Genomic DNA, 20,768 nt, shown 5'->3' on the forward strand with positions numbered 1-20,768 from the left:
CCCGGCCGTCAGCCCCGGCGCCGCCGTGCCACCGCCAGCGCGCCTCCCCCGGCCGCCAGCAGGACGGCGGAGCCCGCCGCCAGGTAGGGCGTGAGGGAGCTGCCGCCCGTCTCCGCCAGGTCGACGGCCTTCTTCTCGGGTGCGGCCTGCGGCTTCACGCCGGCGCCCTGGGGCTTCACGTCGCCGCCCTCGGGCTTGTCGTCGCCGCCCTGCTCGGCGGGCGGGGCCGACTCCTTCTCCGGCGCCGCCGGGGACTCGCACGTCGCCTTGGCGAGGGTGACCGTGCCCTCCACCTCGGCGACGTTCAGCTTGAGCGGGTTGACGGAGACCTTGAGTTCGAGGGCCGTCGCCGCGGCCGTGCGGGAGGTCGTCTCCCGCTTCGACAGGTCGAGGCGGACCTCGCCGACGCCGGGGACCCGGACGTGGGTCGTGCCGCCGGCGGTGAGCGTCACCCTCTTGCCGAGCACCGTCACGGAGCCCAGGACGTTGCTGCTCGCGACCGGGGACTCGCCGGCCTCGCAGGTCGCCTTGGAGGTCACCTGGTCGACCTCGATCAGGGACAGCAGGGGCAGGCCGGGGACGTGGATGCGGGCGTGGGCCAGTTGGACCACGCCCTCCGCCTTGTCCGCGGAGACGGTCGCGTCGGTCTTCGCCACGTCCGCGCGGATCACGCTGAAGGGCTTCCCGCCGTCGACGCCGTCGAGACGGGCGGTCAGCGCGGTCCGCTGCTTGCTCTGCGGTGCCTCGACCTCGTTGAGGGAGACGGCGAGCGGGACGTTCACCGTCTTGTTGAGCAGGGACACGTCCAGCCCGGTGCGCAGGACGGAGGCGCTCGCGTGACCCTCCTGCCCACCGGTCGCGTGCGCGGAGCCCGCGCCGGCCAGCGTCACCGGACCGGCGGCCAGGACGGTGGCCGCTGCTGCGGTGGCGCAACGGCGAGCGGACATACGGAAGTTGTTGCCGTTCAAGGTGTGGGACCCCCAGAAAGGAATGCTTGGGACCCCGAAAGGATTACGCACTGAGAGTGAATGGTCAGCGATCCTGCGTGACTTCACCCCTTCGTGGGGTTTCCGTGCATCCTTTCGATTCCTCCGGCACGGACGGTCCCACCGGCCCGTCGCACGTCCCCCTCCGTGCGAGCGCACTGGTCACCACACGGGCGCCCGCACCGGCGCGCACGCCCGCCATCGGCGACGTCAGACGTCGAGGCACGGTTCTCAGCCGGTCACGCGGCCGTTCAGGACCACCCGCCGCGGTGCCGCCAGTGCGCGGACGTCCGCGCGCGGGTCCTCGTCGTAGACGACGAGGTCGGCGGGGGCGCCCTCGTCCAGGCCGGGGCGGCCCAGCCAGCTCCGGGCGGCCCAGGTCGTCGCCGAGAGGGCTTCCAGGGGCGGGATGCCGGCCTTGACCAGTTCGGCGACCTCGGCCGCCGCCAGGCCGTGGGGCAGACTGCCGCCGGCGTCGGTGCCGACGTAGACCGGGATGCCGGCGTCGTAGGCGGCCCGGACGGTGTCGTAGCGGCGTTCGTACAGGCGCCGCATGTGGGCCGACCAGCGCGGGAACTTGGCCTCGCCGCCGGCGGCGAGGCGGGGGAAGGTGGCGATGTTGACGAGGGTGGGGACGATCGCGACGCCGCGTTCGGCGAACAGCGGGATCAGGTCCTCGGTCAGGCCCGTGGCGTGCTCGATGCAGTCGATGCCCGCCTCGACCAGGTCGCGCAGGGAGTCCTTTGCGAAGCAGTGGGCCGTCACGCGCGCGCCCAGGCGGTGGGCCTCCGCTATCCCCGCCTCGACCGCCTCGCGCGGCCAGCAGGCCGACAGATCGCCGAGGTCGCGGTCGATCCAGTCGCCGACCAGCTTGACCCAGCCGTCGCCTCGCCGGGCCTCCTGAGCGACGTAGGCGACCAGGTCCTCCGGCTCGATCTCCCAGGCGTAGTTGCGAATGTAGCGGCGGGTGCGGGCGATGTGACGGCCCGCACGGATGATCTTCGGCAGGTCCTCACGCTCGTCGATCCAGCGGGTGTCCGAGGGCGAGCCCGCGTCCCTCAGGAGGAGCGTGCCGGCCTCGCGGTCGGTGAGCGCCTGCTTCTCCGAGACGTCGTCGGGCACCGGTCCGTGCTCGTCGAGACCGACGTGGCAGTGCGCGTCGACCAGACCGGGCAGCACCCAGCCCTCGACGGTCGTCACTTCGGTCGCGCCGGCTGGACGGTCGTAGGAGATCCTGCCGCCGACCACCCACAACTCGTCCCGGACCCGGTCCTCGTCCGGGCCGACGAGCACCCGACCCTTCACGTGCAGCACCGCCTGATCGCTCATGCACCGCACCTTAGTGAGCCGGCGCCCGCGGCGGACCACCCGGTCCGAGGTCACCGGGTGAAAGCGGGGCAGACCCGCCGACTACGCTCGATGCGTTCACCCTCGCCCCTACGAAGAGAGCACCGCCGTGACGAACCCGTTCCTGGACCTCGCTCCGCTGAGCGCCGACCGCTTCGCCTCGATCGAGGAGCGGGTGGCACGGCTGCTGGACACCGAGCAGGATGTCGTGATCACGCAGGGCGAGGCGCTGCTGCCGCTGGAGGGCGCGATCAGGGGCACGGCCGGTCCCGGCACGACCGCGCTGAACGTGATCACGGGGCCGTACGGGCAGACGTTCGGCAACTGGCTGCGCGACTGCGGTGCGACGGTGTACGACCTGTCCGTGCCGTACCACACGGCGGTCACGGCGGACCAGGTCAGGGAGGCTTTCGCCGAGCACCCGGAGATCGACTTCGTGTCGCTGGTACACGCGGAGGCGGCGACCGGCAACACCAATCCGGTCGCGGAGATCGGCAAGGCCGTGTCGGAGCAGGGTGCCCTGTTCTACCTGGACGCCGTGGCCTCAGTCGGCGCTGAGCAGGTGCTGCCGGACGCGTGGGGTGTGGACCTGTGCGTGATCGGGGCGCAGAAGGCGATGGGCGGGCCGGCCGGGGTGTCGGCGGTGTCGGTCAGCGAGCGCGCCTGGGCCCGGATGGCGGCGAACCCGCAGGCGCCGCGCCGCTCCTACCTGTCCCTGCTGGACTGGAAGGAGCGCTGGATCGACGGCGGCCGCAAGGCGCTGCTGCACGCGCCCGCGCAGTTGGAGATGCTGGCGCTCGAGGCCTGCCTGGAGCGCATCGAGACGGTCGGCCTGGACGCGGTGATGGACCGGCACCGCCGCGCCGCCGCGGCGACCCGCACGGGTGCGCTCGCCCTGGGCGGAGGCCTGGAGCCGTACGTGCACGACGCGTCCGAGGCGGCCCCGGTCGCCACCACCCTGCGGGCCCCGTCGGACATCGACGCCTCCGAGCTGGTGGCCCGCGCCCTGGAGACCGACCCCGCCCTCCCGCTGGCCGCGGGCGGCGGCCCGCTCGCCAAGGAGATGATCCGCGTCAACCACTACGGGACGGACGCCACCCGGGACGTGGTCGAGGCCGCCCTGACGGCTCTGGCCGCCACCCTGACCGGCCATGGCGCGACCGTGGACGTTCCGGCCGCCCGGAACGCGGTCACGGAGGCCTGGCAGCGGTAGGCACGCGGGCGGCGGGCCGAACGGAGGCCGGGATGCGGGGTGTTCGTGACCGTGATGGAACATGACTGTGAAGTGCGCCCGGCACAACGGGCGGAACGGCATTCTTCAGAAGTGGATCGACGGGTTTACCGGGGTTTGTTGGCGAGATAATTCGGCAATTTAATTCGGGCAGCTTCCCGTATTCTCCTGCCCCGTTTCCTCAGGCCTAAACGCAGAGATTCCATGAACGCTCGGGGGAACAATTCGAAGGCCCCCGGGAGCGTTACGCGACTGTGATGCACTCCACAAACGCGACCCTTTTGCCCGGTAATTAACGGACAAATTGGGCCATACAGCCGCCCTCTCGCGCGATCACGCGCCCGCGCGATAACACATGTGCCTGGTTCACGTAAGGCTCCAGGGCGATGCATTTTTGAATGCTGCTCGGTAAGTTCATTCCACATGACTGCCGCCCAAGCAGACCTGCATTCCCCCCACACAGAATTGCCCGAGGCGCCCCGCATCGAGCGTCCCTCCCCCGCCGACGGCGCCGCACTCTGGCGACTCGCGAAGGAATCCGGGACGCTGGATGTGAACTCCTCGTACAGCTATCTCCTCTGGTGCCGCGACTTCGCCGCCACGTCCGCGGTGGCGCGCGGCGCCGACGGCGAGCCGGTCGGTTTCGTCACCGGATACGTGCGGCCCGACCGTCCGCACACCCTGCTCGTGTGGCAGGTGGCCGTGGACGCCGGCCACCGCGGCCGGGGTCTGGCGGCCCAGCTGCTGGACGCGCTCACCGCCCGGGTCGCCGCCGAGCGCGGGCTCACCTCCGTGGAGACCACGATCACCCCGGGCAACACCGCCTCCGAGCGGCTCTTCACCTCCTACGCCGCCCGGCACGGCGCCAAGGTCGAGCGCGAGGTCCTGTTCGGGGCCGAGCAGTTCCCGGACGGACCGCACGACCCGGAGGTCCTTCACCGGATCGGTCCGCTCTCCTTCTGACCGCGGCCTCTCCGGCTCCCCCCTCCGGCCAACCTCCGGTCCCAGCCACCTCTCCCCCCGCCTCCCTCTCACTCCCCACACCGAGGAGCGATTCGTCGTGACCATCACCCAGCCGGACCTGAGCGTCTTCGAGACCCTGGAGTCCGAGGTGCGCAGCTACTGCCGCGGCTGGCCGACCGTCTTCGACCACGCGCGCGGCAGCCGCATGTACGACGAGGACGGCCACGAGTACCTCGACTTCTTCGCGGGCGCAGGCTCGCTCAACTACGGCCACAACAACCCCGTACTGAAACGGGCGTTGATCGACTACCTGGAGCGCGACGGGGTCACCCACGGCCTCGACATGTCGACCACCGCCAAGCGCACGTTCCTCCAGACCTTCCAGAACCTGGTCCTGCGCCCCCGCGACCTGCCGTACAAGGTGATGTTCCCGGGCCCGACCGGCACCAACGCCGTGGAGTCGGCGCTGAAGCTGGCCCGCAAGGTCAAGGGGCGCGAGGCGATCGTGTCGTTCACCAACGCCTTCCACGGCATGTCGCTGGGCTCCCTGGCCGTCACCGGGAACGCCTTCAAACGGGCCGGCGCCGGCATCCCGCTCGTGCACGGCACGCCCATGCCGTTCGACAACTACTTCGACGGCCAGGTCCCGGACTTCCTGTGGTTCGAGCGGCTGCTGGAGGACCAGGGCTCCGGTCTCGACAAGCCGGCCGCCGTGATCGTCGAGACGGTGCAGGGTGAGGGCGGCATCAACGTCGCCCGGCCCGAGTGGCTGCGCGCGCTCAAGGAGCTGTGCGAGCGGCAGGACATGCTGCTGATCGTCGACGACATCCAGATGGGGTGCGGGCGCACCGGGGCCTTCTTCTCCTTCGAGGAGGCCGGGATCGTGCCCGACATCGTCACCGTCTCGAAGTCCATCAGCGGCTACGGCCTGCCGATGTCGCTGTGTCTGTTCCGGCCGGAGCTGGACGTGTGGGAGCCGGGCGAGCACAACGGCACCTTCCGCGGCAACAACCCGGCCTTCGTCACGGCCACGGCCACCCTGGAGGCCTACTGGACGGACGGCTCGGCGATGGAGAAGCAGACCCGCGCCCGCGGTGAGCTCCTCGAGAAGTGGCTGATCTCGATCACCGAGGAGAACCTCGCGGACGTCAGGGAGTACCGGGGCCGGGGCCTGGTGTGGGGCATGGAGTTCCACGACCCGGAGCGGGCCGGGCGGATCGCGCGGCGCGCCTTCGACCTCGGACTGCTCGTCGAGACGTCCGGCCCGCAGGGCGAGGTCGTCAAGCTGCTGCCGGCCCTGACCATCACCCCCGAGGAGCTGGACGAGGGCATGAGCATCCTCGCCCGCGCGGTCCGCGAGACCGCCTGACCACACAGCGACAGAGCGACAGAGCACCTACGACACAAGGAGGCACGCACCACCGTGATCGTCCGTTCGTTCAAGGACATCGAAGGCACCGACCGGCATGTGAAGGCCGCGTCCGGCACCTGGGAGAGCAAGCGCATCGTCCTCGCCAAGGAGAAGGTCGGCTTCTCCGTGCACGAGACGATCCTGTACGCCGGCACGGAGACGTCGATGTGGTACGCCAACCACATCGAGGCCGTCGTCTGCGTCGAGGGCGAGGCCGAGCTGACCGACCGCGAGACCGGGAAGACGTACACGATCACGCCCGGGACCATGTACCTCCTCGACGGCCACGAGCGGCACACGCTCCGCGTCAAGGAGGACTTCCGCTGCATCTGCGTGTTCAACCCGCCCGTCACCGGGCGGGAGGACCACGACGAGAACGGCGTCTACCCCCTGCTCACCGAGCCCGAGGAGGTGTGAAGACCCCATGACCGACGTCACCGACCTGTACCCCACCCGCGGCACCACCGAGGTGACCACTCCCCGCCAGGACCCGGTCGTCTGGGGCTCCCCCGACACGCCCGGCCCGATCGACACCGCCGGCCTCCAGGCGTTCGAGCGTGACGGCTTCCTCGCCGTCGACCAGCTGATCACCGAGGACGAGGTCGCCGTCTACCGGCGGGAGCTGGACCGGCTGGTGAGCGATCCGGCGATCCGGGCCGACGAACGCTCCATCGTGGAGCCGAAGTCCAAGGAGATCCGCTCGGTCTTCGAGGTGCACCGGATCAGCGAGGTGTTCGCCGGGCTGGTGCGCGACGAGCGCGTCGTCGGGCGGGCCCGGCAGATCCTCGGCTCGGACGTGTACGTCCACCAGTCGCGGATCAACGTCAAGCCGGGCTTCGGGGCCAGCGGCTTCTACTGGCACTCGGACTTCGAGACCTGGCACGCCGAGGACGGCCTGCCGAACATGCGGACGGTGTCCGTGTCGATCGCGCTGACCGAGAACCACGACACCAACGGCGGCCTCATGATCATGCCGGGGTCGCACCGCACGTTCCTCGGTTGTGCGGGGGCCACGCCGAAGGACAACTACAAGAAGTCGCTGCAGATGCAGGACGCGGGCACGCCGTCCGACGAGGCGCTGACCGCCCTGGCCGGGCAGTACGGCATCAAGCTGTTCACGGGCAGGGCCGGCTCGGCGACCTGGTTCGACTGCAACTGCATGCACGGCTCCGGTGACAACATCACGCCGTTCCCGCGCAGCAACGTGTTCATCGTGTTCAACAGCGTGGAGAACACGGCGGTCGAGCCGTTCGCGGCGCCGGTGCGGCGTCCGGAGTTCATCGGCGCGCGGGACTTCACCCCGGTGCGGTGAGACGAACCGGCCGGGGGTCCGGGGGTTGACCCCCGCAAGACACGGCATCGGCGCGCGGGACTTCACCCCGGTGCGGTGACCCCTGGGTGGTACGGGCCGGGGCCTCCTCGTGTGGGACGGGAGGCCCCGGCCCGTGTCCGTATCCCGGCGGCGGTCTCAGCCGGCCAGTGCGTCCAGCAGGCGGTCGACGTCGGCGGGCGTGTTGTAGAGGTGGAACGCGGCCCGCAGATTCCCCGCGCGCTGGGAGACCTCGATGCCCTTGGCACTCAACTCGCCCTGGCGGGAGCCGAGTCCGGGCACGGCGACGATCGGGGAGCCCGGCGCGCCGACGGGTTCGTGGCCGAGGGAGCGCAGCCCGGTGCGGAAGCGGTCGGCGAGGGCGACGTCGTGGGCGCGTACGGCGGACACGCCGAGTTCCTCGATGAGTTCGAGCGAGCGGCGGGCGCCGGCGTAGCAGAGGAGTGCGGGGCTCTCGTCGAACCGCCGTGCGGAGTGGGCGAGTTCCTCGACGGGGCCGTAGCAGCTGTCCCAGGGCCGCTCCCCGGCCACCCAGCCCGCGAACAGCGGGTTCAGGCCGCCGAGGTCGTCGGGGACGACCAGGAAGGCCACGCCCCGCGGGCACAGGAGCCACTTGAAGGCGACGGCGCTGACGTAGTCGTAGGCGTCCGCGTCGAGGTCCAGCCAGCCGGCGGCCTGGGAGGCGTCGACGTACGTGCGCGCGCCGTGCTCGCGCGCGGCCGCGCGGATGGCGGGCAGGTCGGCGATCCGGCCGTCGGCCGACTGTGCGGCGCTCACCGCGACCAGTGCCGTGCCGGGCCGTACCGCCTCGGCGATCCGCTCCAGCGGTGCGCTGCGCACCTTGAGGTCCCGGCGAACGTGGAAGGGGTGCACCAGGGAGCTGAAGTCGCCCTCCGCGGTGAGGACTTCGGCGCCCTCGGGCAGTGCGGCGGCGATCAGCCCGGTGTAGACGGCGACCGAGGCGCCGGCCGCCACACGCCGGTCCGGAACCCTGACCAGCCGGGCGAAGGAGGCGCGCGCGGCCTCGACGTCGGCGAACATGTCGGTCGGCTGCCCCGCGGCGGCCGCCGCCACGGCGGTGCCCAGGGCCTCCACCGTACGGACGGGCGGGAGACCGAGGGACGCGCTGTTCAGATAGGTGGTCTTCGGGGCGAACTCGGCGCGGACGAGGGTCTCGAAGGTTTCCATGGGTCCACTGTGCGGCCCGGCGCGGTCCCCGTCCATCGCGCGTTCACCGCGGAGTGCTCCGAAGGTTCCCTTATGCATCCGCCCCGACCTGCGGCTCGTCCTCGCCGCTCAGCTACGCGGCACCGCGCATCCGTCCGGGCCGCAGGCGTCCCCGTCCGCGTCGCCGCCCTGGAGGAGGGTCAGCGGGGAGCGCTCGCCCCATGCCTGGGTGAGGGCCTGGGCGAAGACCTCGGCGGGCTGGGCGCCGGAGACGCCGTACTTCCGGTCGAGCACGAAGAACGGCACACCGGAGGCGCCGAGTTGCGCGGCCTCCCGCTCGTCGGCGCGGACCTCGGCGGCGTAGGCGTCGGGGTCGGCGAGCACCTTGCGGGCGGCGTCGGCGTCGAGCCCGGCGGCGACGGCCAGCTCCACGAGCCGCTCGTCGCCCTCGGTGAAGACGGACCGCTCCTCGGCGAAGTTCGCCCGGTACAGCGCGTCCAGCAGCTCGCTCTGCCTGCCGTGCTCCTTGGCGAGGTGCAGCAGGCGGTGCATGTCGAAGGTGTTGCCGTGGTCCCGGTCCCGGGTGCGGTACGCGAGCCCCTCGGCGGCGGCCTGCCGTCCCAGGTTCTCCTCACCGTCGCGCGCCTGGGCCGCGCTCATCCCGTACTTCTTGGTGAGCATGGTGATCACCGGCTGGACGTCGTCCTTGGCCCGCCCCGGGTCCAGCTCGAACGACCGGTGCACCACCTCGACCTGCTCCCGGTGCGGGAAGGCCGCGAGTGCCCTCTCGAAGCGCGCCTTCCCGACGTAGCACCACGGACAGGCGATGTCCGACCAGATCTCGACGCGCATGCTCTCGGCTCTCTCCCGCTCGTACGGAAGCGGAGGTGGACGACCTCCGCCGGGTCCGTGAACGTTCAAGCAGCGGGTTTCATTCCCCGCTCACCGCGTAGCGCAGCCATGGACGATGCCCGCCCTCGGCGGGCACGGCCGCACGGATCGCCGGGCGTCGGCGCACGCTGTTCGCCGATCAGGCGGGGGAGGGCGCGGACGCCCGGCGATCCGGTCGCGTGCGGCTGCTCAGCGCTCCAGGCGGCCGTTGAAGCGGCGGGGCAGCCCGAGCGGGTTGTCGTCGCGCAGCTCGGGCGGCAGCAGTGCTTCCGGGGCGTTCTGGTACGCCACCGGACGCATCCACCGCTCGATCGCCGTACCGCCCACGGAGGTGGACGTCGAGGTCGTCGCGGGGTAGGGGCCGCCGTGGTGCTGGGCGGGAGCCACCGCGACACCGGTCGGCCAGCCGTTGACGAGCACGCGTCCGGCGAGCGGGGTCAGCCGGGCGAGCAGTTCGGCGCCGCGTCCCTCGCCGGCCGCCTCCTCGGCGGACAGGTGCACCGTCGCGCTGAGGTTGCCGGGCAGCCGCGACAGGACGGCCTCGACCTCGGTCTCGTCCTCGTAGCGGGCCACCACGGTGACCGGCCCGAAGCACTCCTCCAGGAGCAGGTCGTGCTCCCCCTCCTCGGTGAGCTTGTCGGCCGGGACGGTCAGGAAGCCCGCGCTGACCGTGTGCGCGCCGCCCGCGCCCGGGGTGACCGGCGACTCGACGCCGGGCAGTGCGGAGCGCTCGGCGATGCCGGTGAGGAAGTTGTCGCGCATCCGGTGGTCGAGCAGGACGCCCGGGTCGGTGTCGCTGACGGCGTCGGTGAGCGACTTGACCAGGCCGTCGCCCGCGGCTCCGGACGGCACGAGGACCAGTCCGGGCTTCACGCAGAACTGCCCGACGCCCATCGTCATCGACCCGGCCAGCCCGGCCCCGATGGTCTCGGCCCGCTCGGCGGCCGCCGCCTCGGTGACGAGGACCGGGTTGAGCGACCCCAGCTCGCCGTGGAACGGGATCGGCGCCGGCCGCGCGGCCGCCGCGTCGAACAGCGCCCGGCCGCCGCGCACGGAACCGGTGAAGCCGGCGGCCGCGACCAGCGGGTGCCGGACGAGTTCGATGCCCGCCTCGAAGCCGTGGACGAGACCGATCACGGCCTCGGGCACACCGTGGTGGGCGGCCGCCCCGCGGAGCGCCCTGGCGACCAGTTCGGACAGGGCCGGGTGGTCGGGGTGGGCCTTGACGACGACGGGGCAGCCCGCGGCGAGCGCGCTCGCGGTGTCGCCGCCGGCGACCGAGAAGGCGAAGGGGAAGTTGGAGGCGCAGTAGACGGCGACGACCCCGAGCGGCACCTTGTAGCGGCGCAGGTCCGGGATCGGCGGGGCCGCCGTGGCGTCGGGGTGGTTGATGATCACGTCGAGGAAGGCGCCCTCGTCGACGATGTCCGCGAAGGCCCGCAACTGGTAGCAGGTCCGCGCCAGTTCGCCGGTGAGCCGGACGGGTCCGAGCGCGGTCTCGGCGTCGGCGGCCTCGACGAGCCGGTCCCGGGCCCCTTCCAGCCGGTCGGCGGCGGAGCGCAGGAAGGCCGCGCGGACGGCGCGGTCGGCGAGCGCCCCGCGCGCCTCGTGCGCGGCCCGCACGGCGGCGTCCACCTCCTGCGCTGTGGCCTCCACCGCAACCTGTTCCCGCTGCTTCCCGGTACGGGGGTCGACACTCCAGACTGGTGCTGCCACCGCGGATCCCTCCACATGTCTTGCCGCAGTATCCGGCCGGTCCCTACGGTCGGCCGCATTCGGGTCACCACCAGGGCGTTCGACATGTTCGATATACTGAACGCCGTCTCTGATGGTGAATACACCGTCGGAGACTATATCTCCGGCTTCTCGTCGAACGAAGGGGTCCAGGGCGATGTCGGCAGGCGACGCGAGCGGCGGGGCGCAGGTCAAGTCGGCGGTACGGACCGTGGAGCTGCTCGAGTTCTTCGCCGGCCGGCCCGGTATGCACTCGCTGGCCGCGGTCCAGGAGGCCGTCGGCTATCCCAAGTCCAGCCTGTACATGCTGCTCCGCACGCTCGTCGAGCTGGGCTGGGTGGAGACCGACGCCACCGGCACCCGCTACGGCATCGGTGTGCGGGCGCTGCTCGTCGGCACCTCCTACATCGACGGCGACGAGGTGGTCGCGGCGGCCCGTCCCACGCTGGACCGGCTGTCCGACGACACCACCGAGACGATCCACCTCGCCCGACTGGACGGCACGAACGTCGTCTACCTGGCGACCCGCCAGTCGCAGCACTACCTGCGCCCCTTCACCCGGGTCGGCCGCCGTCTGCCCGCCCACTCCACCTCGCTGGGCAAGGCGCTGCTGAGCACGTACACGGACGAGCAGGTGCGCAAGATGCTCCCCGAGACCCTGCCCGCGCTGACCGAGCACACCATCACCGACCGCGAGCGGCTCATCGAGGAGCTGCATCAGATCCGCGAGCAGGGGTACGCCGTCGACCGCGAGGAGAACACCCTGGGCCTGCGCTGCTTCGGTGTGGCGATCCCGTACCGCACCCCGGCCCGGGACGCGGTCAGCTGCTCGGTGCCGGTGGCGCGCCTGACGCCGGCGCACGAGCAGACGGTGAAGGATGCTCTCTTCGACGCCCGTGACCAACTGACGCTCGCCACCCGGAGGCTGTGACATGGAGGTCGTGCTCCGCGAGGTCCACGACAGCGATCTGCCGGTGTTCTTCCGGCAGATGAACGACCCGGAGGCGGTGCGGATGGCCGCCTTCACCCCGAAGGACCCGGCCGACCACGAGGCCTTCGCGGCGCACTGGCGAAGGCTGCGCGCCTCGTCCGTCGTGCTGCGCACCGTCCTGCTGGACGGTGACGTGGTCGGCAGCGCCGGCGTCTACGGCGAGCCGGGCGAGCGCGAGGTCACCTACTGGGTGGACCGCGCCTACTGGGGCCGGGGCGTCGCCACGGCCGCGCTGCGCGCCCTGCTGGCCGAGGTCCCCGAACGCCCGCTGTACGCGCGGGCGGCGGCGGACAACGCCGGCTCGCTGCGGGTGCTCGCCAAGTGCGGCTTCCTGGAGTCCGCGCGGGCCCGGGGGTTCGCCGAGGCCCGGGGCGAGGAGATCGACGAGGTGGTGCTGACGCTGCGGGCCGACGCCGGCTGAACGCGAGCGCGTACGTGACGTGCCCCGCCCGGCCTCGTGGAGCGGAAGGGGCACGGGCCTGGGGCCAGGGCCTCTCGTTCGGATCATGCCGGGCTCGCGGGCCCTGGCACCGCGCCTCGCCGCGTTCCGGCGGGGCCGGCAATTCGCCTGCGCCACGCGCCGTTCACCTCGGCCGGTCACGCGCCGTCAGCGGCCCTGCCTCGGCGCCCAGTCGCCGAGGTACGCCTCCCGGGTCGCCGTCCCTGCCTCGGCGCTGTGAGCTGGGCGATCGAGACCCCGCGCCGCCCGGACACCTTCTACGGCCTGTCCAAGTCCTTCGGCGAGGACCTCGGCCAGCTCTACTGGGACAAGCATGGCCTGGAGACCGTCTCGGTGCGCATCGGCTCCTGCTTCCCCGAACCGACCAGCGTGCGGATGCTCTCCCTGTGGATGAGTCCCGCCGGCGGCGCCCGCCTCTTCCACGCGGCCCTGACCGCCGGGAACGTGGGCCACACCGTCGTCCACGGGGCCTCCGCCAACACCCGCCTGTGGCTGGATCTGACCAGCGCGCGGGCGCTCGGCTACGAACCGCAGGACGACTCCGAGCGGTACGCCGAGAAGCTGATCGCCGAGCAGGGCGAGCTCGCACCGGACGACGAGGCCCATGTCCACGTCGGCGGCCCCTTCGTGACGGACCCGCCCATCCGGCCGTACTGACCCGGCGGAAAATCGACGCACGCGAGGGCGGGCGGGCACCGAACGGGCCCGCCCGCCCCGCTGTTCGGGCATCCGGGCCGCCCGGTCCCACGCCGCTCCGCGCGCCCCCGCAGGTCCGAGACGGGCACCCGCCGACGTGATCGGGCACAACCGGGCAGCATCGGACCCGCAACAGGCCTGGTCAGCCCCGCGTACCCGCTGTAGAACTTCCCCCAAGGGCCCCACCGGGCCCGAACGGGCAGCGCGCAGGAAAGCGGGTGTCGGCCATGAGAGCGAGGACGACGGAGGAGCGTCGGCGGGAGATCGTACGGGTGGCCCGTGCCACCGGCGCGGTCGACGTCACCGCGCTCGCCGCCGAACTCGGCGTGGCCAAGGAGACCGTCCGCAGGGACCTGCGCGCCCTGGAGGACCACGGTCTGGTGCGCCGCACCCACGGCGGGGCCTACCCGGTGGAGAGCGCCGGATTCGAGACCACGCTCTCCTTCCGGGCCACCAGCCACGTCCCCGACAAGCGCCGTATCGCGGCCGCCGCGGCCGATCTGCTCGGGGACGCCGAGTCCGTCTTCGTCGACGAGGGCTTCACTCCGCAGCTCATCGCCGAACGACTGCCCCTGGACCGGCAGCTGACCGTCGTCACCGCGTCCCTGCCGGTCGCCGGCGCCCTGGCCCGGGCCGACAACGTCTCCCTGCTGCTGCTCGGCGGCCGGGTCCGCGCCGGCACCCTGGCCACCGTCGACCACTGGACGACGAAGATGCTGGCCGGCTTCGTCGTCGACCTCGCCTACATCGGCGCCAACGGCATCTCCCGCGAGCACGGCCTCACCACCCCCGACCCCGCGGTCAGCGAGGTCAAGGCACAGGCCATGCGGGCCGCGCGGCGCACGATATTCGCCGGGGTGCACACCAAGTTCGGCGCGGTCAGCTTCTGCCGGTTCGCGGAAGTGGGCGCGCTGGAGGCGATCGTGACCAGCACCCTGCTCCCGGCCACCGAGGCACACCGGTACGCCCTGCTGGGGCCCCAGGTCATCCGGGTCTGAACAACCCCCCAACTGCTTCCACCGAAGGTCCTCCACACCGAGGAACACCCCTTATCTCCGCATACGTCCAGGAGCGATCCATGCGAACCCAGAGCCGACGGCAGCCGCGAGCGACACTCGCCCTGGCCGCCGCAGGGACGCTGCTCGCCCCGCTGCTCTCCGGCTGCTGGGTCGGAGCGGGCGGGGCCGGTTCCGGCGGCGACTCGATCAACGTACTGATGGTCAACAACCCGCAGATGGTGCAGTTGCAGAAGCTCACCGCCGCCCACTTCACCCGGCAGACCGGCATCAAGGTGAACTTCACCGTCCTGCCGGAGAACGACGTCCGCGACAAGATCAGCCAGGACTTCGCCAACCAGGCCGGCCAGTACGACGTGGCCACCCTGTCCAACTACGAGATCCCCATCTACGCCCGCAACGGCTGGCTGCACGAGATGGACAGCTACGTCACCCGCGACACCGCCTTCGACCAGCAGGACGTGCTCGAACCGATGCGGCAGTCGCTGACCGGCGACGACGGCAGGCTCTACGGCGAGCCCTTCTACGGCGAGTCCTCCTTCCTCATGTACCGCACGGACGTGTTCGCCGAGAAGGGCCTGACGATGCCCGCCCACCCCACATGGCAGCAGGTCGCCGACCTCGCCGCGAAGGCGGACGGCGCCAAGCCGGGCATGCGCGGCATCTGCCTGCGCGGACTGCCCGGCTGGGGCGAGGTGATGGCGCCGCTGACCACGGTCGTGAACACCTTCGGCGGCACCTGGTTCGACAAGGACTGGAAGGCACACCTGGACTCCCCCGAGTTCCAGAACGCGACGAAGTTCTATGTGGACCTGGTCAGGGCCCACGGCGAGTCCGGCGCCGCCCAGTCCGGCTTCGCCGAGTGCCTGAACAACATGACCCAGGGCAAGGTCGCCATGTGGTACGACGCCACTTCCGCGGCCGGCTCCCTGGAGGCCAAGGGCTCCCCCGTCAAGGGCAGCATCGGCTACGCCCCGGCGCCGGTGGAGAAGACCGGCTCCTCCGGCTGGCTCTACACGTGGGCCTGGGGCATCCAGCAGGCCTCCCGCAACCCCGACAAGGCATGGAAGTTCGTCTCCTGGGCCTCGAGCAAGGAGTACGAGCAACTCGTCGGTGACACGGTCGGCTGGTCCGACGTCCCGGCCGGCAAGCGCGCCTCCACGTACACCAACCCCGCGTACCGCGAGGATGCCGCCGCCTTCCAGGACATGACGAAGGACGCCATCGCCGGCGCCGAACCCGATGACCCCGGTGTGCAGCCGCGGCCCGCGCCCGGCATCCAGTTCGTCGGCATCCCGGAGTTCACCGACCTGGGCACCAAGGTCTCCCAGGAGATCAGCGCGGCCATCGCCGGACGCCAGTCCGTCGAGTCGGCCCTGACCAAGTCCCAGCGGCTCGCCGAGCGGATCTCCAAGGAGTACGAGGGACGATGACCGCCACGACCACGGCCCCGGTGGCCGCCACTCCCGTCCGCGCGACCCGCCGGCCCTCACCCCGGCTGCGCGCCTGGGCCACCCGGGCCCCGCTGCTGCCCGCGCTCGTCTTCATGATCGTCGTGACCCAACTCCCGTTCGTGGCCACGCTGGTGATCTCCTTCTTCGACTGGAACGCGCTCTATCCCAAGGCCCGCCGCTTCGCCGGCATCGACAACTACCGCCAGGTGCTCACCGACGACGCACTGCGCCACTCGGTGTGGACGACCGCGCTGCTGACGGCGGCGGTGGTACTGGCCAGCCTGGTCCTGGGGCTGGCGCTCGCCCTGCTGCTGAACCGCCGCTTCCCCGGCCGCGGCGTGGTGCGCACCCTGCTCATCGCCCCGTTCCTGGTGGTCCCGGTGGCGGCGGCCCTGTTGTGGAAGCACGTCCTGTACAACCCCGAATACGGCCTGTTCAACGGCCTGTTGCACTACGTCGGCGGTCCGCAGCCGGACTGGGTCTCCAACACGCCGCTGCTGGCGGTCGAGGCCGCGCTGGTGTGGCAGTGGACGCCCTTCATGATGCTGATCCTGCTGGCCGGGCTGCAGAGCCGGGACCGGCAGCAGATCGAGGCCGCCCGGGTGGACGGGGCGAGCGACTGGCAGATCTTCCGCCACCTCACGCTCCCCCACCTGCGCCGCTATCTCGAACTGGGCGCGCTGCTGGGCTCGATCCACATCGTGCAGAACTTCGACGCGGTCTTCACCATCACCTCCGGCGGGCTGGGCACCGCGAACCTGCCGTACACCGTCTACCAGACCTTCTACCAGGCCCACGAGAACGGCCTCGCCTCCGCCGCGGGCGTCCTGGTGGTCATCGGCTCCCTGATCATCGCCACCTTCGCCCTGCGCGTGGTGTCGTCCCTGTTCCGCGAGGAGGTGTCCCGGGCATGAGTGCCACGGCCCTGAGAATCCGCCGGAAGGGCACAGGTCTTGGCCTGGTGGCCTGGCTGGCCGGTGTCGTCTTCTTCCTGCCGCTGGCGTGGATGGCGCTGACGTCCTTCCACTCGGAGGCGGACGCGGCGGCCAACCCGCCGTCCTTCGCCGCCTCGCTGACCCTGGACGGCTACCGCGAGTTCTTCGGCACCGGCGGCGGGGCGAGCCCCTGGCCGGCGCTGATCAACTCCACGGTGGCGTCGGTCCTCTCCACGGCGTGCGTCCTGCTGCTGGCCCTCCCGGCGGCGTACGCGCTGTCGATCCGCCGGGTGCGCAAGTGGACCGACGTGCTCTTCTTCTTCCTGTCCACCAAGATGCTGCCGGTGGTGGCCGGTCTGCTGCCGGTCTATCTGTTCGCCAAGAACGCCGGACTGCTCGACAACATCTGGCTCCTTATCGTCCTCTACACCTCGATGAACCTGCCGATCGCGGTGTGGATGATGCAGTCCTTCCTGGCCGAGGTGCCCGTCGCCGTGATCGAGGCGGCCCGGGTCGACGGCGCGCGCCTGCCGACGGTCCTGGCCCGGGTGGTGGCCCCCATCGCCCTGCCGGGCATCGCCGCCACGGCCCTGATCTGCTTCATCTTCAGCTGGAACGAGCTGCTGTTCGCCCGGGTGCTCACCGGTGTGGTCGCCGAGACCGCCCCGGTCTTCCTGACCGGCTTCATCACCAGCCAGGGCCTGTTCCTGGCCAAGGTGTGCGCCGCGTCGCTCGTCATCTCCCTGCCGGTGCTCGCCGCGGGGTTCGCCGCCCAGGACAAACTGGTCCAGGGCCTGTCGTTGGGAGCCGTGAAATGAAGGCCGCCGTCATCGAGTCCGTGGGCCGCGCCGCCGTCACCGAGGTCCCCGACCCGACGCCGGGGCCCCGCGAGGTCGTCGTCGAGGTGGCGGCCTGCGGGCTGTGCGGCACCGATCTGCACATCCTCCAGGGCGAGTTCGCGCCCGAGCTGCCGATCGTGCCCGGGCACGAGTTCGCCGGCCAGGTGGCCGCGGTCGGCACGCAGGTCACGGAGGTGTCGGTCGGCGACCGGGTGGCGGTCGACCCGTCGCTGTACTGCTACGAGTGCCGCTACTGCCGCAACGGGCACAACAACCTGTGCGAGCGGTGGGCCGCGATCGGCGTGACCACCGCGGGCGGCGCCGCCCGGTACGCCGTGGCCCCGGTCGCGAACTGCGTCCGGCTGCCCGAACACGTCCGCACCGAGGACGCGGCCCTGATCGAGCCGCTGTCGTGCGCGGTCCGCGGCTACGACGTGCTGCGCTCGCGCCTGGGCGCGCACGTGCTGATCTACGGATCCGGGACCATGGGCCTGATGATGCTGGAACTGGCCAAGCGGACCGGCGCGGCCAGTGTGGACGTGGTCGACGTGAACCCGGCCCGGCTGGAGACGGCCCGGCGACTGGGAGTGTCGGCGTCCGCGGCGAACGCGGACGAACTGGACCGGCCGCAGGGCTGGGACGTGGTGGTCGACGCGACCGGCAACGCGGCGGCGATCCAGGACGGCCTGGACCGGGTGGCGAAGGCGGGAACGTTCCTTCAGTTCGGGGTGGCCGACTACGCGACCCGGGTGATGATCGACCCGTACCGGATCTACAACCAGGAGATCACCATCACCGGCTCGATGGCGGTGCTGCACAGCTTCGAACGGGCCGCGGAGCTGTTCGCGGGCGGGGTGCTGGATCCCGAGGTCTTCATCAGCGACCGGATCCCGCTGGAGCGGTACCCGGAGGCGCTGGAGCAGTTCGCGTCCGGGGTGGGGCGGAAGATCGTGGTGGTGCCTTGACGTGCTCCCCGGGCTGAAGCCCGGGGATTCCGGCCTTCCACTCCGGTGCCTGTGCCGCTACGCGGCGCGGGCTCCGCCGCACGACCCGGACGCACCGCCGGCACCGGCCGCTGACAGTCCGGGACGGATCAGCCGAATCCAGCTCCGCTGGAACGATCCGGCGACGCTCCGCGTCGCACCCACCGGCTGCCGGTGATTCCCGGTAGTGGCCCCGGCCCACGAGGGCGCTTCACCCGTTTGCCAGGTAAGGGAACGGTAAAGCGCCCTCGATCGTTACCTCCCACATGACAGCTATGACCCCCGGCTCGAACATCCCTCTGGCCGCCGCGCGTGTGACGGTGGACGTCGCCGCTCCGGTGCGGCTGGACGTATCGGGCCTGCTGCTCACCGCCGACGGCAAGGTGCGCTCGGACGACGACTTCATCTTCTACAACCAGCCGTCCGGGCCGGGCGTGACCTACCGTTCGGGCGGCGGCAGCGCGCCCGACGCGATCACCGTGGACACCGTCGCGGTGCCGCCGGGCATCGAGAAGATCGTGGTCACCGCCAGCCCGGACGCCGCCGGGCAGACCTTCCAGGGCATCGAGCCCACCGCCACCATCCGCGACGCGGACGACGGTTCGGTACTGGCCACGTTCACCCCGCCGCGGCTCGGCACCGAGACGGCGCTGGTGGTCGTGGAGATCTATCTGCGGGGCGGCAAGTGGAAGGCGCGGGCCGTCGGCCAGGGGTACGCCGACGGACTCGCGGGCATCGCCACCGACTTCGGCGTGACGGTGGAGGAACCGGCCCCCGCCCCGGTGGCCCCGCCGCAGCCGGCCGTCCCGCCCCAGCCGCTCACCCCACCGCCCCCGGCGCCCGCCGCGCAGTCGCCTGCCGCCCCTCCGCCGCCCCCGGCTCCACCGGCCGCCGTCCCCGCTCCCGGCGCCGGGAAGGTCAACCTGGACAAGGGCCGGGTCAGCCTCCAGAAGAACCAGACCGTGTCCCTGGTCAAGGGCGGCCGTCCGCTGCTCGCCCGGGTCAAGATGGGCCTCGGCTGGGAACCGGCGTATCGCGGCGCCGACATCGACCTGGACGCCTCGGTCATCGCCTACGGCCCGCAGCGCAACCACATCGACAGCTGCTACTTCGGCAGGCTCACCATCCTGAACGGCGCCGTGAAGCACTCCGGCGACAACCTCACCGGCGAGGGCGCGGGCGACGACGAGGTGATCGTGGTCGACCTCGGGCGTCTGCCCCAGGAGGTGACCGGCCTGGTGTTCACCGTGAACTCCTTCTCGGGCCAGAAGTTCACCGAGGTCGCCAAGGCCTACTGCCGTCTGGTGGACGCCACCACCGAGGAGGAGCTGGCCCGCTTCGACCTCACCCACGCCCAGCCGCAGACCGGTGTGATGATGGCCAAGCTCATCCGTCAGTTCACCGGCGAGTGGGAGATGACGGCCATGGGCGACTTCGTCAAGGCCCGCACCGTACGGAACATGGTGAAGCCCGCGGCACAGGCGCTGTAGGACAGAATTCGCCTGTCGCAGTCACTTCACCAGAGGATGAACCACACATGATCACGCTGACGAAAGAAGACGGCCCGGCGGACCTGGACGGGGTGACCCACATGTCCATCGGCGTGTCCTGGGACCCCACCGGGGGCACCGCCGGCGGGGTGATGGGCGTGCTCCGCCGCAAGATGGGCACCGACCTCGACCTGATCGCCGTCGCGATGCAGGGTGTGGAGCCGGTACGCCTGGCGGGCCTGGACTCGCTGGACCCCATGGGCAACGGCTCGCTGCTGCACAGCGGCGACAACCAGACCGGCCGGGGGGACGGCGACGACGAGACGGTGACGGTCGAGTTCGCCCGGATACCGCAGAACATCACCTCGATCGTGTTCATCGCCGCGGCGTTCAAGAAGGGAAGCTCCTTCCAGAAGGCGCGCAACATCAGCTTCAAGGTCTACGACGCGACCGGGGGCACCTCCCAGCAGGTGGCCGACATCTGGCCGAGCCTGCTCACCCAGGACAACGGCTGCGCCGTGGCCAAGGCCGTCCGGGTCGGCGGCTCCTGGAAGCTCGAGGTGATCAATGAGACGGGGAAGGTCAAGCAGGGCGACGAGCACGCCCTGATGCGCTTCGCCGTCAGCAAGTGACGAAACGCGGCACGTGACCGACCGGCCGCGGCCCGCACGATGGGCGCGGGTCGCGGCCGGTCCATGACCGCGGCACCCGCACCCACGCGGCGGGGAGACGGTCGCCGCCCCGACCGGGGCCCGCGGCCGCGCGGGCGTACGCTCCGCCGCGCGCGGCCGCCGAACGCGCCGCGTTCCCCCGCCTCCGGCGCCCCTAGGGCCTTTCGTTTGGA

General features: G+C 71.5%; 19 protein-coding genes and 1 pseudogene. 15 read left to right on the plus strand and 5 right to left on the minus strand.

Annotated elements, in window-relative coordinates; all coding sequences use genetic code 11:
* Nucleotides 1-8: 8 nt before the first annotated feature.
* Both ACFY4A_RS28745 and ACFY4A_RS28750 read right to left on the minus strand, forming a co-directional pair.
* On the minus strand, nucleotides 9-968 hold the full coding sequence (locus ACFY4A_RS28745) for an SCO1860 family LAETG-anchored protein (RefSeq protein ID WP_390832253.1): 960 nt from the start codon (nucleotides 966-968) through the stop codon (nucleotides 9-11).
* A gap of 249 nt (nucleotides 969-1,217) precedes the next feature.
* Nucleotides 1,218-2,315, minus strand: a complete 1,098-nt coding sequence (locus ACFY4A_RS28750; protein ID WP_390832254.1) for an amidohydrolase family protein — start codon at nucleotides 2,313-2,315, stop codon at nucleotides 1,218-1,220.
* 127 nt (nucleotides 2,316-2,442) lie between these two features.
* Between ACFY4A_RS28750 and ACFY4A_RS28755 the strand changes: the two genes are divergently transcribed.
* From ACFY4A_RS28755 to thpD, 5 genes are all read left to right on the plus strand, one after another.
* Complete coding sequence (locus ACFY4A_RS28755; protein WP_390832255.1) at nucleotides 2,443-3,546, plus strand: pyridoxal-phosphate-dependent aminotransferase family protein; 1,104 nt, start codon at nucleotides 2,443-2,445, stop codon at nucleotides 3,544-3,546.
* A gap of 441 nt (nucleotides 3,547-3,987) precedes the next feature.
* Nucleotides 3,988-4,527, plus strand: coding sequence for a diaminobutyrate acetyltransferase (gene ectA, locus ACFY4A_RS28760; protein ID WP_390832256.1), 540 nt, complete (start codon nucleotides 3,988-3,990; stop codon nucleotides 4,525-4,527).
* Nucleotides 4,528-4,624: 97 nt separating this feature from the next.
* Entirely contained in the window at nucleotides 4,625-5,896 is a 1,272-nt protein-coding gene (gene ectB / locus ACFY4A_RS28765; RefSeq protein ID WP_390832257.1) for a diaminobutyrate--2-oxoglutarate transaminase, read from the plus strand.
* Nucleotides 5,897-5,950: 54 nt separating this feature from the next.
* The gene (locus ACFY4A_RS28770) at nucleotides 5,951-6,355 is read left to right on the plus strand and encodes an ectoine synthase (RefSeq protein ID WP_225074089.1); all 405 of its coding nucleotides are present in this window, start codon (nucleotides 5,951-5,953) and stop codon (nucleotides 6,353-6,355) included.
* A 7-nt stretch (nucleotides 6,356-6,362) separates the two neighbouring features.
* A complete protein-coding gene (gene thpD, locus ACFY4A_RS28775; protein WP_390832258.1) occupies nucleotides 6,363-7,250 on the plus strand; it encodes an ectoine hydroxylase in 888 nt (295 codons plus the stop codon).
* A 156-nt stretch (nucleotides 7,251-7,406) separates the two neighbouring features.
* Here thpD and ACFY4A_RS28780 read toward each other — a convergent pair whose 3' ends face one another.
* From ACFY4A_RS28780 to ACFY4A_RS28790, 3 genes are all read right to left on the minus strand, one after another.
* Nucleotides 7,407-8,456, minus strand: coding sequence for an aminotransferase class V-fold PLP-dependent enzyme (locus tag ACFY4A_RS28780; RefSeq protein ID WP_390832259.1), 1,050 nt, complete (start codon nucleotides 8,454-8,456; stop codon nucleotides 7,407-7,409).
* 108 nt (nucleotides 8,457-8,564) lie between these two features.
* Nucleotides 8,565-9,287 (minus strand): DsbA family oxidoreductase, encoded by a 723-nt coding sequence (locus ACFY4A_RS28785; RefSeq protein WP_390832260.1) that lies wholly within the window; start codon nucleotides 9,285-9,287, stop codon nucleotides 8,565-8,567.
* Between the two features lie 228 nt (nucleotides 9,288-9,515).
* Nucleotides 9,516-11,042 carry an aldehyde dehydrogenase (NADP(+)) gene (locus ACFY4A_RS28790; protein ID WP_390832261.1) on the minus strand — a complete coding sequence of 509 codons (1,527 nt, stop codon included), beginning with the start codon at nucleotides 11,040-11,042 and terminating at the stop codon, nucleotides 9,516-9,518.
* 175 nt (nucleotides 11,043-11,217) lie between these two features.
* Here ACFY4A_RS28790 and ACFY4A_RS28795 point away from each other — a divergent pair, with 175 nt between their 5' ends.
* The 10 genes and pseudogenes from ACFY4A_RS28795 (at nucleotide 11,218) to ACFY4A_RS28840 (ending at nucleotide 20,556) form a co-directional block, all read left to right on the plus strand.
* Entirely contained in the window at nucleotides 11,218-11,991 is a 774-nt protein-coding gene (locus tag ACFY4A_RS28795) for an IclR family transcriptional regulator (protein ID WP_390832262.1), read from the plus strand.
* Between the two features lies 1 nt (nucleotide 11,992).
* A complete protein-coding gene (locus ACFY4A_RS28800) occupies nucleotides 11,993-12,472 on the plus strand; it encodes a GNAT family N-acetyltransferase (protein WP_390832263.1) in 480 nt (159 codons plus the stop codon).
* A 267-nt stretch (nucleotides 12,473-12,739) separates the two neighbouring features.
* Nucleotides 12,740-13,168: pseudogene (locus tag ACFY4A_RS28805) on the plus strand (NAD(P)-dependent oxidoreductase); the annotation flags it as partial.
* Nucleotides 13,169-13,434: 266 nt separating this feature from the next.
* Complete coding sequence (locus tag ACFY4A_RS28810) at nucleotides 13,435-14,205, plus strand: DeoR/GlpR family DNA-binding transcription regulator (protein WP_390832264.1); 771 nt, start codon at nucleotides 13,435-13,437, stop codon at nucleotides 14,203-14,205.
* An 80-nt stretch (nucleotides 14,206-14,285) separates the two neighbouring features.
* A complete protein-coding gene (locus ACFY4A_RS28815) occupies nucleotides 14,286-15,656 on the plus strand; it encodes an ABC transporter substrate-binding protein (protein WP_390832265.1) in 1,371 nt (456 codons plus the stop codon).
* Complete coding sequence (locus ACFY4A_RS28820) at nucleotides 15,653-16,591, plus strand: carbohydrate ABC transporter permease (RefSeq protein WP_390832266.1); 939 nt, start codon at nucleotides 15,653-15,655, stop codon at nucleotides 16,589-16,591. The genes ACFY4A_RS28815 and ACFY4A_RS28820 overlap by 4 nt, the downstream gene beginning before the upstream one ends.
* The gene (locus ACFY4A_RS28825) at nucleotides 16,588-17,430 is read left to right on the plus strand and encodes a carbohydrate ABC transporter permease (protein ID WP_390832267.1); all 843 of its coding nucleotides are present in this window, start codon (nucleotides 16,588-16,590) and stop codon (nucleotides 17,428-17,430) included. The genes ACFY4A_RS28820 and ACFY4A_RS28825 overlap by 4 nt, the downstream gene beginning before the upstream one ends.
* On the plus strand, nucleotides 17,427-18,416 hold the full coding sequence (locus ACFY4A_RS28830; protein ID WP_390832268.1) for a zinc-dependent alcohol dehydrogenase family protein: 990 nt from the start codon (nucleotides 17,427-17,429) through the stop codon (nucleotides 18,414-18,416). Before ACFY4A_RS28825 ends, ACFY4A_RS28830 begins: the two co-directional genes overlap by 4 nt.
* A 293-nt stretch (nucleotides 18,417-18,709) precedes the next feature.
* Nucleotides 18,710-19,924, plus strand: coding sequence for a TerD family protein (locus ACFY4A_RS28835; protein ID WP_390832308.1), 1,215 nt, complete (start codon nucleotides 18,710-18,712; stop codon nucleotides 19,922-19,924).
* A gap of 47 nt (nucleotides 19,925-19,971) precedes the next feature.
* Nucleotides 19,972-20,556, plus strand: coding sequence for a TerD family protein (locus ACFY4A_RS28840; RefSeq protein ID WP_390832269.1), 585 nt, complete (start codon nucleotides 19,972-19,974; stop codon nucleotides 20,554-20,556).
* Nucleotides 20,557-20,768: the final 212 nt, after the last annotated feature.

Source organism: Streptomyces sp. NPDC001292 (genome assembly GCF_042896465.1).
In the GTDB taxonomy this organism is placed as follows: domain Bacteria; phylum Actinomycetota; class Actinomycetes; order Streptomycetales; family Streptomycetaceae; genus Streptomyces.